This window comes from Thalassotalea sp. G2M2-11 (assembly GCF_017168195.1).
In the GTDB taxonomy this organism is placed as follows: domain Bacteria; phylum Pseudomonadota; class Gammaproteobacteria; order Enterobacterales; family Alteromonadaceae; genus Thalassotalea_E.
On the sequence record NZ_JADNYL010000001.1, the window covers coordinates 281,961 to 296,581 of the forward strand.

Annotated in this window: 11 protein-coding genes; 2 read left to right on the forward strand and 9 right to left on the reverse strand. The window is 36.3% G+C overall.

The annotated features are described in order from the left end of the window. Window positions 1-7: 7 nt before the first annotated feature. On the forward strand, window positions 8-1,951 hold the full coding sequence (locus IV514_RS01175) for an acyltransferase family protein (protein ID WP_206483089.1): 1,944 nt from the start codon (window positions 8-10) through the stop codon (window positions 1,949-1,951). A gap of 44 nt (window positions 1,952-1,995) precedes the next feature. On the opposite strand, the gene IV514_RS01180 is transcribed toward IV514_RS01175, so the two are convergent. The 9 genes from IV514_RS01180 to IV514_RS01220 form a co-directional block, all read right to left on the reverse strand. After that, window positions 1,996-3,117, reverse strand: coding sequence for a glycosyltransferase (locus IV514_RS01180; protein WP_206483090.1), 1,122 nt, complete (start codon window positions 3,115-3,117; stop codon window positions 1,996-1,998). A gap of 117 nt (window positions 3,118-3,234) precedes the next feature. Further along, on the reverse strand, window positions 3,235-4,224 hold the full coding sequence (locus IV514_RS01185; protein WP_206483091.1) for a THxN family PEP-CTERM protein: 990 nt from the start codon (window positions 4,222-4,224) through the stop codon (window positions 3,235-3,237). Window positions 4,225-4,393: 169 nt separating this feature from the next. Next, window positions 4,394-5,722 (reverse strand): exosortase, encoded by a 1,329-nt coding sequence (xrt, locus tag IV514_RS01190; RefSeq protein ID WP_206483092.1) that lies wholly within the window; start codon window positions 5,720-5,722, stop codon window positions 4,394-4,396. A 50-nt stretch (window positions 5,723-5,772) separates the two neighbouring features. Further along, window positions 5,773-8,469 (reverse strand): XrtA/PEP-CTERM system TPR-repeat protein PrsT, encoded by a 2,697-nt coding sequence (gene prsT, locus IV514_RS01195; protein ID WP_206483093.1) that lies wholly within the window; start codon window positions 8,467-8,469, stop codon window positions 5,773-5,775. Window positions 8,470-8,523: 54 nt separating this feature from the next. Further along, a complete protein-coding gene (locus tag IV514_RS01200; RefSeq protein WP_206483094.1) occupies window positions 8,524-9,378 on the reverse strand; it encodes a ThiF family adenylyltransferase in 855 nt (284 codons plus the stop codon). 119 nt (window positions 9,379-9,497) lie between these two features. Beyond that, window positions 9,498-10,316: a PEP-CTERM/exosortase system-associated acyltransferase gene (locus IV514_RS01205; RefSeq protein WP_206483095.1), complete on the reverse strand. Its 819-nt coding sequence runs from the start codon at window positions 10,314-10,316 to the stop codon at window positions 9,498-9,500. Window positions 10,317-10,434: 118 nt separating this feature from the next. Then, window positions 10,435-11,457 carry an NAD-dependent epimerase/dehydratase family protein gene (locus IV514_RS01210; RefSeq protein ID WP_206483096.1) on the reverse strand — a complete coding sequence of 341 codons (1,023 nt, stop codon included), beginning with the start codon at window positions 11,455-11,457 and terminating at the stop codon, window positions 10,435-10,437. Between the two features lie 26 nt (window positions 11,458-11,483). Further along, entirely contained in the window at window positions 11,484-12,761 is a 1,278-nt protein-coding gene (gene tviB / locus IV514_RS01215) for a Vi polysaccharide biosynthesis UDP-N-acetylglucosamine C-6 dehydrogenase TviB (protein ID WP_206483097.1), read from the reverse strand. Between the two features lie 157 nt (window positions 12,762-12,918). Then, on the reverse strand, window positions 12,919-13,743 hold the full coding sequence (locus tag IV514_RS01220) for a patatin-like phospholipase family protein (protein ID WP_206483098.1): 825 nt from the start codon (window positions 13,741-13,743) through the stop codon (window positions 12,919-12,921). Window positions 13,744-13,852: 109 nt separating this feature from the next. On the opposite strand from IV514_RS01220, the gene IV514_RS01225 reads away from it, so the two are divergent. Further along, window positions 13,853-14,617, forward strand: a complete 765-nt coding sequence (locus tag IV514_RS01225) for a serine protease (protein ID WP_346776883.1) — start codon at window positions 13,853-13,855, stop codon at window positions 14,615-14,617. Window positions 14,618-14,621 lie beyond the last annotated feature (4 nt).

Sequence of the window (14,621 nt, forward strand, 5' to 3'; positions counted from 1 at the left end):
AAGTATTGTGAATTACCGTAGTGATATTGATGGCTTAAGAACGATAGCCGTGTTTCTTGTGATCTTGAATCATGCTGGGTTTTCTTTATTTTCTGGTGGGTATGTTGGAGTTGATGTTTTCTTTGTTATTTCTGGCTTTTTAATTACTTCAATTATTTACCCTAAAATAGTAGAGAAAAACTTTAGTATAGGTTGGTTTTTATCTCGCCGAATCAAGCGGTTAATGCCAGTATTGTTCTTTATTATTTTTATCATAGCTATTGTATTCTCATTAATCATGCTCCCTCAAGATTTGGTTAAATTTTATCAAAGTATTATTTGGGTTATTTTATATGCTGGGAACTTCTTTATGTGGATTCATCATGGAGGATACTTTGATGGTAACTCGCAAGAAGCCCCTTTATTACATACATGGTCGCTTGCTGTAGAAGAGCAGTATTACTTTGTGTGGCCTATTATGCTTATTATTGCAGTCAGACTATTTGGCGTTAAAGTTACAGCTTGGTTATCTATTTTCTTGTTTGTTGCTATGACAGTGTTCTCGCAATGGGGGACAGAAGTAACTATTGGTGCTGCATATTATTTATTACCCACTCGTTTCTTTGAATTGCTTCTTGGTTCTTGCGTGGCAATTTTTTGGCATAAGCGCCCAAAGTTAAATGAAGTTAGCCATCATTTTATTTCACTTTTGGGACTAGCACTTATTATTGTAAGTGCTGTTGCTTTAAGCGAGCACTCTCCATTTCCAGGGTATAATGCGTTGTACCCTACGGTAGGTACCGCTTTACTTATTTATAGTCAATATGGTGTGGTAAACCGTTTTCTTAGAACTAAGGCAATGGTTTACAGCGGTAATATTTCCTATTCTTTATATTTATGGCATTGGCCAATTTTTACTTTACTCAGGTATTTATCGATTGAACTATCGCTGTTAATTCAAATATTAGCGATTGTGCTGACTTATGTGCTATCTGTTCTTTCGTACCATTATATTGAGCAACCATGTAGAAAGAGTCGTATCAATTCGTTTTCTCCTATTGCAATAAAGTTTTATGTGGTACCAACAGTATTGATTGTATCAATAGCTCTTTTTGGTATTTATCAAAAGGGATATGAAAGCCGGTTTGATGGACAAACGCTCAAAATGGAACAGGCACTCAATACGCATTCAAGTGACTCTAGAAAAGTATGTCATTCAGCATTTCGAGATTATAATAGAAAGCCTAGCGAAGATTGTATTATAGGGGAGCGTCAAGCGAATTCTAAAGGGGTTTTGATAATAGGAGACTCCCATGCTAATCATTTAGTACCGTTTATTAGTGAGCTATTAAGTACAGCTTCTGCTTGGGGACAAGATTACACCTTAGACCGTTGTCTTCCTATCGTTGGTTTGAACTGGGGGGGGAACCTTTATAAGGCTGAACGCTGTCGAGCTCGAAATGAGATGATACTAAGGCATATACGTGAAAATGCTTTCTCATATGTTGTTTTGGCCGCGTCATGGCCAGATGAAACTACAAGAAGGATGTTTGATGATAATAAACAGCTGACATCTGAGCACGAGAAAATAGCCGTATTTCAGAATAAGCTGCAAAAAACTGTTGAAGAAATAATAAATTCGGGCGCTGTACCTGTTTTATTTGAAGATACGCCTACCCTTGAAGGTAAAAGCCCTAAGTGCCCTATAAAGCAAAAGATTTATAATGAATCTCTTAACTGTGACATTAATCTTAAAACGAATGAGTTTATCTCAAAGGCATTTAGAATTGTAAAGTCTATATATCCTGAAACAATTATTATTAGGCCGAGTGAACTGTATTGTAAGGAAGGAAGTTGTTCTATGAGTTTGAATAACATTCCTCTCTATCGAGATGATGACCATCTAAATGTGGTAGGGGCAAAAGAATTAGCTAAGCAATATCTTAACCACCATTCTAATTTTATTCGTTAATGAGGAAATTGCTTAAAGTTTGTGTTCAACTCTTATTGCTGTGTTTAATGCTTTTTCCATAAGCTAGTTATATCTTTTACTGTAAGGTATTTCCAACAGGCTAATAACGCAGCAAGGTTTAGACTACAAAAGCTGATGCAGGTATTGATTAAAGGAAGCTGTGTATTACTATTTTTAGTGAGATAGCCTAATAGCGTGTAAACGTAAAAAACAATCTGAGTTGTAATAAATATTGGTTGAGTAGGTGAGTCTAGGTAAAAGCTGGAAACAAATAAACTAATAAGTGCAAAAGGCATTATAAGCCTTGCAATCTTATGTGATAAAAACTGAAAAAATAAAGGATTCTTTTTTGGTGAAAGTAACCATGGCATTTGTTTTATTAATTGATAATTTCCCGCTAACGTTCTTACTTTTCGAGTAAACTCTTCTTCAATAGTACCAGACGCTTTATCGTAAGCAATTGCTTGTTCACAAAACTTGATTTTATAGCCTTGTTGTACCATTGAGAGAGGAATGTACATATCATCTAATAAAGAGTCATGTGGTAAATTAGGCAAAAGTTTAGTTTTTGCCATATAAATAGCACCAGTTACTCCAAGAAGTGAATTTAGATCACTTTCTTTTTGGCGAATAGACTTTTCATACTTCCAGTATAAACCTGTTTCCTCGTTATTTGCTTTAGAAGTAATGACTAAGTTTCCACTGACAGCTCCGATTTTTTCTGAAGATAAATTATGAGCAAGTAGTTTTAGTGCATCACTTTTAAATGACTGGCGAACGTCAGTGAAAGCAATATATTCTGTTGATACATGCTGAAAAGCATATGAGAGTGCGTATGATTTTCCTTTATTCTCAGGGTATTGCAAGAGGGTGATTTGGGGGGTATTTAGCTTGTCAATTATTCGTTCTGGGTTATCCGTGGAGCCATCAGAAACGACAAGAATATTGAGCTTCGCTGATGGGTAGTCGCTAGCTAGAATGTTTTCAATTCTGCTAGCCAATTGATTTGCTGAATTATATATACATAAAAGAACGGTTAACTCGGGTAATTTTTCATCTTTGATAGGAGGCGATGTTTTCTCAGATTTAACTAACTTTAAAATGGCAGGGTACCCTACGAAGGTATATATAAGTAGTGTCAGGCTTAGAAAAAATAAAATGCTCATTAATGGAATTATATTTGATAATTTATGTGTTGGTATAATATAGAAAAATATGACTAGGTGTTTATTTTTTGCAAAAAAAAACCGACTTACGTCGGTTTTTTATAAAAGACGTTCTACTTAAGATTTTTTGCGTCTTAATAGGCTAAAGCCAATTATGCTTAAACCAAAAATAGCGATTGTAGAAGGCTCTGGAACTGTACGGATTTTAAATTCAGCAGCCAGTTGATTTGCATCTTCTTCAATAGTTACAAACCCATATGGACAAGAAGTATTAACATTATCATTAAAACACTCGTCAGACTCTAATGTTTGTAGACCTGATAAACGAGTAGTTACTAAATATACTGTATCACCCCAACCTTCAAGTGGTTGATTATCTGCGCCCATTAAAACAAATGGGACTGTAAACTCTATAAAGTCATCACCAATGTTAATTGGTAATTGAAGTTGATCTAAACCAGTTATTTGGAAAATATCACCACAACCATTTATATTACTGCCAACACCATTTGCAAAACCATCAGGACAGTTTGTTGCTTGGTTCGGTGTTTCGAAGAAGTTAATGCCAAATGCTAATTGAGGAGCGAAGTAAGGAGCATTGTCAATCAAAAGGTTCTCATCATCACCAAAAGCATCCCATGATGAAGGGATTAATGCTAATCCATCTAATACTGTCGCATTTGTTAGTTCATCATCTGTGATTTTGTAGTTATTGTGTGTAATATCAGTACCTTGCGCCCAACTCCAATCATTAGTAGTCAAAGTGTCATTTACAGGGCTATCGATAACTAAGCTGCTTTTTTGGCCATTGCCATCAAAGCCAGGAGTACCCCACTCTAACATTGTAGCTAAAGAAGTATCGCTACCGTCAACAATAGTATCTAGGTTAGTATCTAGTATATTTGTACCGCCGCCAGTAGAGTCTCCACTTGCTGCGACATCATCATCAGTCCAACTGGTATCACCGTATGAGTCAGTTGTGCCTGTCCAATTAAGGAAACCTGCTTGGTTGCTGTAAGTCCACTCGGTAACGACACCGGCAGAAGCAGTACTTGATAAAATTGATGCTGCTAATATAGATGCGCAGACTTTTAATTTTGAATTCATGCTCTTTCCTTAGCGATAAATTAGTTTGGTTCGTTTCTTAATCTAAAGCAGTTAACATGCCAAAACTATTTATTTGTTATTTATCATCATCTTGCATGGTTATGCTGAAACGTTTTTTTTATGTGTGTAAAAAAATCTGACAAAAATATTTGGTCCAATTAAAAAGCCCTTACTGTGGTAGCGGCGTTATATGCCAGACTAATTGTGTATCACCTATTCCTTTGAGGGCATTTAAAATTTTTATTTTCTTTAAGCTTGTTAAACTACTTGTTGCCTTGTTACCAGCAATAAATTGGTACTCAATAAAATAAGCACTATTTTTGTTTCTAACTGTCATAGTGTTCCATTCTTTGGTGTTTTTAATTTGGGATACCTTATAGTTTTGAGGAGTGAACTTATTTTCAAAATAGTTAACAGACTGCCCTAGTTTTTTACCGTTAAATAAATATGTATATTTGAGAGTGCTTTGAACACGATAACTGCATTTTCTATGCTCGGAAACTACGATTGGTAATGGAAGATCATTTACATACTGCACAGTATCACAATGGTCGAGATTGAAGTTACTTTGTTGATAAATCGTGTTATTGATTATCACTGGTGAACTGATTATTACTATTGAAGTTGTAGTTGCTAGATTTTGCCAATTTGCAGCTCGTTTCTGTGGTTTATCAATGTTAATGGAACCACTACTTTGACAATATTTTTGTCCAAAGGTGAATAACAATAACATAAAAGGGATATAGAGATACCAGCCGAAAGTATTGTGATCGGTCATCAACTCGCTTTCCATATTGGTATAGTGACCAATTAAAATAAGTGCTGTGATTCTGATCCAATTAGTTAATAGTGCGCCTAAAATAGCAAATACAACAAAAAGCACAGCGGGCTTAAATTTATCGATATAAAGAAAGGTATAAAGTGAAGATATTGCAAGAGATACTAATAGGTACCTCAATCCACTACAGCCCCCTGCAATTTCGAAAATCCCTGCAGGAATAGTAATGAGGTTTTCTTCAACAAAAATAGGAATTCCAGTAACTTGCATTATTAAAGTTACTGCTAAAGTAGATAATTCTTGTAACGGTGTAGTTAATACCCCCCATATTGGTACTAAAAAAATTAAAAACAAGCTTGGAAACAGTACTTTAATTGACGGTCGGAATATAAGCGCAATCAAAGATGACAAAAAAAGGATAAAGGAAATGCGATAGCCAGTAGTGAATTGAGCAATAGTAAATATAATCAGAGCTAACATGATTGTTAGTGACATGATGATAAATAATGGCCGTAGTCTTTCTTGATAAACAAGTAATCCATCTCTATACAATTGCCAATAAAGAAAACCAGTAATAAATGGGATTAAATACGCATGTGAGTATGTGCCATCATCAAAGCTAAACTGCCAAATATTTTCAATAATGGGATATTGGCTAACTCCTGCAGCTAAAAATATTAGTAGTACAATCAGTAATGGATGACTTTTTGTGATTAACATAAAGAATGTCTACTTAATTATCACTTTAATATTATATTGATGGCGAGAACTCACAGCTTTTCTGCTAATTCTGGTTGATTATTTGCTTTATAAGCTAATGATAAGTGAGTCAATATTTGTTGATCATTAGGCTTTTGCTGATTTGCTCGAATTAATACCTTAATAGCATCATCTAACTTGTTCTGTTTTGTTAAAATAACACCGTACGTATCTAGAATATCAGCATTATTTGGTGCTAACTCTACTGCTTTTTGTGAATATGAGTTAGCGATACTAAGTTTATTTTCTTTATAATATAGCCAAGCTAAATTATTGAGTATGGTTGTGCTTTTTGGGGATGTTTTTAATAAGTTCTCGTATGAAATTATTGCTTTATTTGGCGATGTTGTTATGTAAAGTTCAGCGAGTAATTTTTTAAAGGCGATGTTATTCGGGTGTTTATTAACGAGTTGTTCCATTAAAAACGCAGCTTTTTGCGTCTCTTTTATATTGCGATATGACGTCACTAAAAATAAAGCTGTTTCATCTTTAGGGTTTGAGTGATAAGACTTGCGAAGGTAATGTATTGCTTTATCAAAATTAGATTTAGCCATAGCTAATTGCCCCTGTAAACGAAGAACAAAAGCGTGTTCTGGCTGTAATGCAGATAATCGTCTTATTTCTTTTTCAGCTAGAGAGTATTGCGAGGTTGCTAATAGATAGTAAGCCTCAAGTGCTTTCAATTGAAAGTTTTGCTTCAAGGGTTCTGACGTAAGAGCGTCACGAGTGATAGTTAAAGCATCTTGGTATTTACCTAATCGTTCGAGTAGTTTGACTTGGCTTAAATATGCGCTCGCATTGTTTGGTTGTGCCTGTTGCCATTGCGTAAAAGTTTGGATTAATTGATCAAATTTTTTCGTTTTTGTTAGCGTATTTTGAACTGCCTTAAAATACGCGTTAGGCAACACTTTGAAATTGGTAAGCTGTGCTAATAGTTTTTCTGCTTTGTTGTACATGCCAGTTGCATTGAAGCGACGAGCAAGAATTATTCTTGGCCAGATAGCTGAAGGGTTAGAGTCAATAAGGGCATGTAATTTGCCCTCTAAGAGCTTTTCATTGTTTTGTTTGATAGCATTATTAATAGCTAATCTGTAGGCATAAGGATACTCAAGGTCGATTGCAAAAAGTTGGTCCAGATATGCATTTGATTCGGCTATGTTTCCGCTTTCAGCAGCGATTACTGCTAAGTTAAATACGGGGATAATATTGGTCGGCGATAGGTGCAGTGCCTGTTTGAAAAATCCGATAGCTTGTTCTTTATCACCTGAGTGATTAGCAATGTTACCATTTAAGATTAAACCTGAGATACTATTGGGGTCTTTTTCTAGCCAGGTATTCGCTATTTCTTGAGCCTTGTTAATTTCTCCCTGTTTTACATGGTTCATAGCTAACGCTATATTTGCAATCGCAGATTTAGGAGATAATTCTACAGCAGTTTGTAGCTCTTTTATTCCAGAGTCATCGTCTTTAGCTAGTTTTATTATTCCCAAGAAAGTTTTAAGTTGTGCATTATTAGGAGCTAAATTTGAAGCAGAGTTAAACATTTTTTTAGCCGCTTCTGTATCTCCTAAATTAACATATTCACTTCCTAAATCTGCAAAAAAAGAAGCGTCATCAGAGAAGGCTCCTAGACTTTCATCAAGTTCATCTGTATAGCCTAATTTTACTTGCAAAATAGCAAGTATACGATTGACTTGATGATTCTTAGGTAAGCTATCAGTAATAGCATTAAGCTGATAATAAGCTTGCTCAAATTCCCCTAATTGATAACTACTTAAGCCTGATATCATTTGTGCTAAGCCACTATTAGTGGCATTAAATACTTGATTAGCTAATGTTTTTGCTAAAGAAAAGTCTTGCTCTACATAGGCAATCTGAGAGGCTAGAGTATTGATAGTTGGATGTTTATCATTAATCTTTCTTAATGCATCTATATGTATTTTTGCCGCTTTATAATCGCCTGCTTTAATTAAATTATGAGCGACTAAAGTTCTGACTGCGAAATTCTGTGGTTTCTTTTGGTAGTATAACAAGTAGGTCTTAGCAGCTTGTTGATATTGATGATCATTACTTAGGACACTTGCTTTTAGTAAAATAGCATCAACAAAATCTGTATACGACTCCATCAATGAGTCAAGCAATATAAGTGCCTGATTTGTTTTTTTCTCATAAGCAGCAATCAGTGCTTGACCGAAAAGACTGTACTTTGAATTATTATCGGCAGAAACTGCTGAATTAACTAATTCCTTTGCTTGCTCTAGTTGATTTAAATGTAAGTGAGCTTGGGCAAGCAAAATTTGAGATCTGATATTATTTTCAGTTGTTTGAAATGTTCGGGTTGATAATAGGTTAATAATTTCTTGAGGTTGGGTCAGTGAAAGGTATGTTTGACCAAGAGTTAATATTGCCTTTTCATGCGCTGGATTTTCAGCAATGGCATGTCTCAATTCCTTTTTTGCAGCTAAAAAATTATTATTTGTTAAATATATTTTACCTAGCAAGTACCTTGCTTCACTATGGGTTGGGTTTTTCTGTAATATATTTTTTAGGTTGATAGTTGCAGTAGCTACTTCACCTTTCTCAAGGAAAGCCTTAGCATCAGCCAATAATGAATCGTTGTCCTTGTTTTCTGTACATCCCCAAAGCAATATGACAAAGGTAAAAAAAAGAGGGGGTAAGGCTGTGATTCTCATCTGAATTCCTTTCATAGATAAAACCTAAATAAATTAATATCGGTTAAATTATTTTGTTATTGAAATAGTTTACTGATTGACAATTTTTTTAGCAATCTTAAACATAATTCTTGGTATGATGCCAGCATTGCCAAGAGGACGCCACGTTTTGACAAATTTATTACGATAAGCATCAAAATGTAAACCATGAGGAGCACAAATAACATCTCCACGATTTAATAATATTTTCAGCGCATATGTCCCTGTGATCCCCGCGCATAAACTCACAGCCATTGGCGTTGACGGGCCTTTCTTTTCTTTAAAGTTCACTCTCGATTCATCAACCAGATAAGAACGCTGTAACATTGCTGGAGATAGCCCTATTAAAAATTGAATTAGTTGATCTTGTTCATTGCTCTTGTCATTGAAACGAAAGTATTGTTCGTAAGTCATTTTTCCCGGCATAAAACATAGAAGTGCGCATCCCATGCCTAAGGGGGCCGCGGTGACGACAGGAATATTTTTTTCATAACATTTTTGAAAAACTGTCTTTCTTGCGGAGAGTGCAAAAAAATCAAGAGCATCAACATATAAATCAACATCTTCTAAGAAATCATCAACATTATGTTCAAAAACACCTTCAGGAAATGAAATGATATCTGCCTCTGGGTTAATATCTTTTGCCATTCTTTCCATCACATCAACTTTTTGTTGGCCTAAGGTAGACATAAATGCTCCAGATTGACGGTTGAAGTTATGGACTTCAAAGTCATCAAAATCTGAAATATTAAAGTTTGATATACCTAAACGAGCTAAGGTTAGCAGGTGAACACCACCGACACCGCCTGCTCCAGCTATTGCTATTCGTTTATTTTTTAATTGCTGCTGTTCGTGCTCAGTTACCCAACCAATATTGCGAGAGAATGCTTGTTGGTAGTTGAACATATTAGCCCTTATTGATTGTAAAAGTTAATTTATCAATATAATGATAGATAAATTTGAAAAGTGCCACATAGAAATTGCTGATACTTAATATTCTTATCAAACAAACGATGTTTTTAGACTTAGTTAATTTTTGGTAATTGTTGGCAAATGTCTTCTCTAATTGATAGGAATAACGCTGAAAACCCAGGCGTTAAATTTTCTAAGAAAATGTTGGGGTTAATATAGTAAGGTGCTCTTAGCCCATGATAGTCAATGGCCTCGCCAATTTGAATGAATTTTATCCCGACAAATTTCATGCTGCGAGCAAGCCTTGGTTCCATCATAACGTATACATGGTTCATGCCTGTATTGATTGCCATAGTGGCGGCCGCCATATACAAACCGATAGCAATAAAAGGAAAACAACGTAGCTCAGTTTCTGAATAGGTAGATTCACTAATGGCACCAGTAGCAGAACCTTTAAATTTATCTGTTGCACGTCGCCTAAAATCTGCTTTTACCGCTAGTCGGGATATTTCACAAATCTCATTTCTTGCAAAATTACTAGGATGCAACTCTTTATTTTGAATAGCGTCTAGACAGTACTTTTCCATAGGTAACAATTCATCATTATTACGAGACTGCACAACACGCACGCAACTGGTATAAATATCAGAAGGCTTGTGTTTGATCATTGAGAAAATAGACTGATCATCAAACTCGTCTTTTTCTTGTCCTTCTTCTTTGATTTGTTCGAATGCTAATTCTTCACAATAAACATTATGGCGAATTCGAAACACTTCTTCTCTTAACTCTGGTGTGGAGGCGACTTCCGGAGCTAAAAACTGTGTAAAATGCTCAGCAATATTTTTAGCGTCATGATTTACTTTCATTGACACTATTTTCTTGGTCATTTCACCCACAACAGGTGTATTCAAGAGTTTTTTGCTCCAACTCATTTAGCTTTTTGCTCCCAGGTAGCTCACTTTTTTGGTAATTACTTTAAATGTTACTAGTACAGTATAGATAACTACCGTGGTAAATCATTAACGTCAGAGAATAATTATTACGATATAATTAGTTTACATTTTTTAAGTACCATGGCATGGCTTCAGCTATTCCATCTTTGATACGGTGGGATGGTTGGTACCCAAGGTTTTTACGTGCTTTATCTACATTTGCCTGAGAGTGACGGACATCACCTTGCCTAAAGTCTCTATATTCAGCTTTTTTGCTGACGTTGACTTTGTTGGTGGCTAATGCGTTTTTTATTGAATCAAAAAGTTCATTTAAGGTAGTTCTATCTCCTACTGCGACATTATATACATGGGCTTTGGCTCCATCAGCCCCTGTGGCAGCAAGAATGTTCATTTGTACGGTATTCGCAATATAGCAAAAGTCCCTGCTAGTTTCGCCATCACCATTGATATAGACCTGTTCACCTTTGATCATGGCAGCTGTCCATTTTGGAATCACGGCAGCGTAGGCACCATCGGGATCTTGTCTACGACCAAAGACATTAAAATATCGTAAACCTATGCATTTGAAATTATATGTTCTCGCATAGACATCTGCGTATAATTCATTAACGTACTTTGTTACCGCATAAGGTGATAGGGGATTGCCGATATTTTCTTCCACTTTTGGCAGCGCGGGGTGGTCGCCGTATGTTGAGCTACTTGCCGCATAAACAAAACTACTGACATTATTTTGTTTCGCTGCTTCTAGCATATTGAGAAAACCGGTAATATTCGCTGAATTTGTCGTAATCGGATCTGCGATGGATCTTGGTACAGAACCTAGAGCCGCTTGGTGTAAAACATAGTCAACATTATTACTGGCCAAGAGACAGGTATCAAAATCTCTAATATCCCCTTCAATAAAGGTAAAACGCTGCCACTGTTCATTTGAAACGATGTCACAAACTTCATCTAAATTCTTTTGATAGCCAGTAGCAAAATTATCAAGCCCTATGACTGTTTGGTTCAGGGTTAATAGTTGCTCTAATAAATTTGAGCCTATAAAACCAGCAACGCCAGTAATTAGCCAAGTTTTCGGTTGATGAAGAAGATCTTGCTTAACTTGTTCAAACTTAGTCACAAACTTTTCCTATTATATTATGAAACTTACAAACGCATATCGACACGAGATTTATCTAAAATACATTTTAGATCGTACAATACATGGTTAGCCTTACCGTAAGCTCTGATCTTCTCGATACCTAAAGATTTAAATTGGTCATGAGCTACAGCTAATACTATCGCATCATAGTGATCCTCTTTGGGCACTTCGGTAAGTGAAACACTGTATTCATGTTCTGCTTCTTCGCTAGCGCATAGTGGATCCACAATGTCGACATTAATATTATATTCTTTAAGTTCACGAACAATATCGATAACCTTAGTATTACGTAAGTCAGGACAGTTTTCTTTAAAGGTCAGGCCCATCACCAGTACATTGGCTTGCTCGACTTGAATGCGTTTTTTTAACATGCCTTTTACAAGCTGTGAAACGACGTATTCACCCATACTATCGTTGAGTCTTCTGCCCGCTAATATCATCTCTGGGTGGTAGCCAACTGCCTGTGCTTTATGTGTTAAATAATAGGGATCGACACCGATACAGTGTCCACCGACTAGGCCAGGGCGAAAAGGTAAGAAATTCCATTTAGTGCCTGCAGCTTCAAGCACCTCTAAGGTGTCTATGCCTAAACGGTTGAATATGATGGATAGCTCATTAATTAAGGCAATGTTAACGTCGCGTTGAGTATTTTCGATAACTTTTGCTGCTTCTGCGACTTTAATTGATGATGCTTTATAGGTGCCGGCGGTAATAATTGTACGATATAAAGCATCTACTTTCTCTGCCACCTCAGGAGTTGAACCAGAGGTTACCTTTAGTATGCTAGGTAATCGATGAGTTTTATCGCCGGGATTAATTCGTTCTGGTGAGTAACCGACAAAAAAATCTTGATTAAACACTAACCCAGACACTTGTTCTAAAATAGGGACACAAGCTTCTTCTGTTGCTCCAGGGTAAACTGTTGATTCATAGATAACAGTTGCTCCTTTGTTAATGACTTTTCCTAATAGTTCAGATGCTTTTCTCAGGGGAGTTAAGTCTGGTTGCTTATGATCATCTATTGGAGTTGGGACAGTTACAATATAGTAATCACATCCTTGAATATCTTCAGGTAGGTTTGAGCATTTAAGTTGTTTAGCTGAGGTAAGTTCTTCATTTTCTACTTCTAATGTACGATCAAAGCCTTGATTTAATTCCGCGACACGTGCCTGATTAATATCAAAACCTATCGTGTTAAATTTCTTTCCAAATTCAACTGCAAGAGGTAATCCTACATAGCCTAGCCCGATGACAGCAACTTTGGCATTTGATATCTGTTCCATTCTAACTCCAAGCAAATGTTTAAATTATTATCTGCTACAAAAAATTAACAATATTTTCATTGTAACGATAATAATTTAATTAAACTAGCGATAACTGAGTGATAATGATAAAAAATTATCTGCTCTCAGTTTGTTTAATTGTTAGGTAATTTATTTGTTATAAGCTGCGGATTTTCATCGGTAATATTTTGTTTACGGTGTGGTAACCTTTGAAATAAAGGGCTTCTTTTTGAGCGGGTGTCATGGTGAAGTCTACGGCTGACGAAGTACCGGTATTGATCACCACAGTGTTATGCCAGAAGGCATCATTAATATATTCACGAGAGATGGTGGTCATAAAGGTGCGTATTAATAAACTGATATATTGCACAATTGGAAAGATGCCATTGGTTTTCACTTCATCATATTCGTAGTCACCTTTTAGTCTAAAACAAATGACGGGGGTGCCATCATCCGCCCAGTCACGGTGCAGGGCATCTTCGGATAGGATACTACCATCGACCATTAAGTGATCTTTAAATTTTTTAAAACTAAATACCAGTGGAATTGACATTGAAAAGCGTACAGCTAGCGATACCTTAACGTCAGGGGTTTGCTCCTTATTAAAGATGACTGGCTTACCGCGAGCTACATCAGTCGCGACAACATGTAGGTTATAATCCATTTCTTTAAAGGTTTTTCCGTCTAGTAATCGATCAATCCAGCGCTCAAATACATCGCCAGAACTTAATCCGCCATTTCGGATGAGCTTAATTAATGAAAATTCTCGAAACTGATTATAGTTAGTATTAAGTGCAATGTGCTTAACCTCAGCAAGCGTGAGGCCAGATGCATATAGGCTACTAATGATACTGCCACCAGAGACGCCAACAATATTGTCAAAGTCAATATTATATTCTTCTAACGCTTGTAAAATGCCTGCATGGGCCGGTAGTCGAGTCCCTCCCCCTGCTAAGATGGGCACAATTTTTTTCTTTTCCATGATATTCACTTATCAGTCATACTAACTTATTGTTACCTATATTATTATGGTAAAGGATCAGGAAAGCTGCACAAAAATATTACGATTAATCTTTTTAAGGAAAATGAAGGTGTACAAGAGTTTATTGGTAACATTACTATTTGTAGTAAATTTCAGTGCTTGGGGGGATTTAGTTACCACGTTAGCTAAGATCAAACTTTCGGTAGTCGGTGTTGGTGTGCATACGCCAACAGGAAGGCCTCAGAACCAGTTAATGGGCACTGGGTTTGTTGTGGGTAATGGTAACTATGTGGTTACTAATTATCATGTTGTTGCTAATGAACTTGATGTGAAATTATTACAACAACTCGCTGTCTTTGTTGGCTTAGGCAAAAATGCTAAAGTGAGAAAAGCTCGGTTAGTGGATTTTTCTCGCAAATATGATTTAGCTGTGTTGGCGGTGGAAGGACAACCCCTACCAGCGATGCAACTGGCGAGTCATGAATACTCTGCAGAAGGAAGTGACGTCGCTTTTACTGGTTTTCCTATTGGTGCGGTTTTGGGCTTATATCCAGTAACACATCGCGGCATCATTGCCAGCATCACACCGACTATTGCCCCTGTGCAAGATGCAAGGCAGATTAATATTGCCATGCTAAAACGATTACGCGATCCCTATTTAGTGTATCAGCTAGATGCCACGGCTTATCCTGGTAATAGTGGCAGCGCATTATACAACATTGATACTGGCCGCGTGATAGGCGTGATTAATAAAGTTTTTGTGCAAAAAACTAAAGAAGGAGTGATTAGTAATCCAAGCGGTATTACCTATGCGATCCCAGTGAAATATGTTATCGAATTACTGAAAAAAAATAACATAGCATTTAATCGGTAAATAA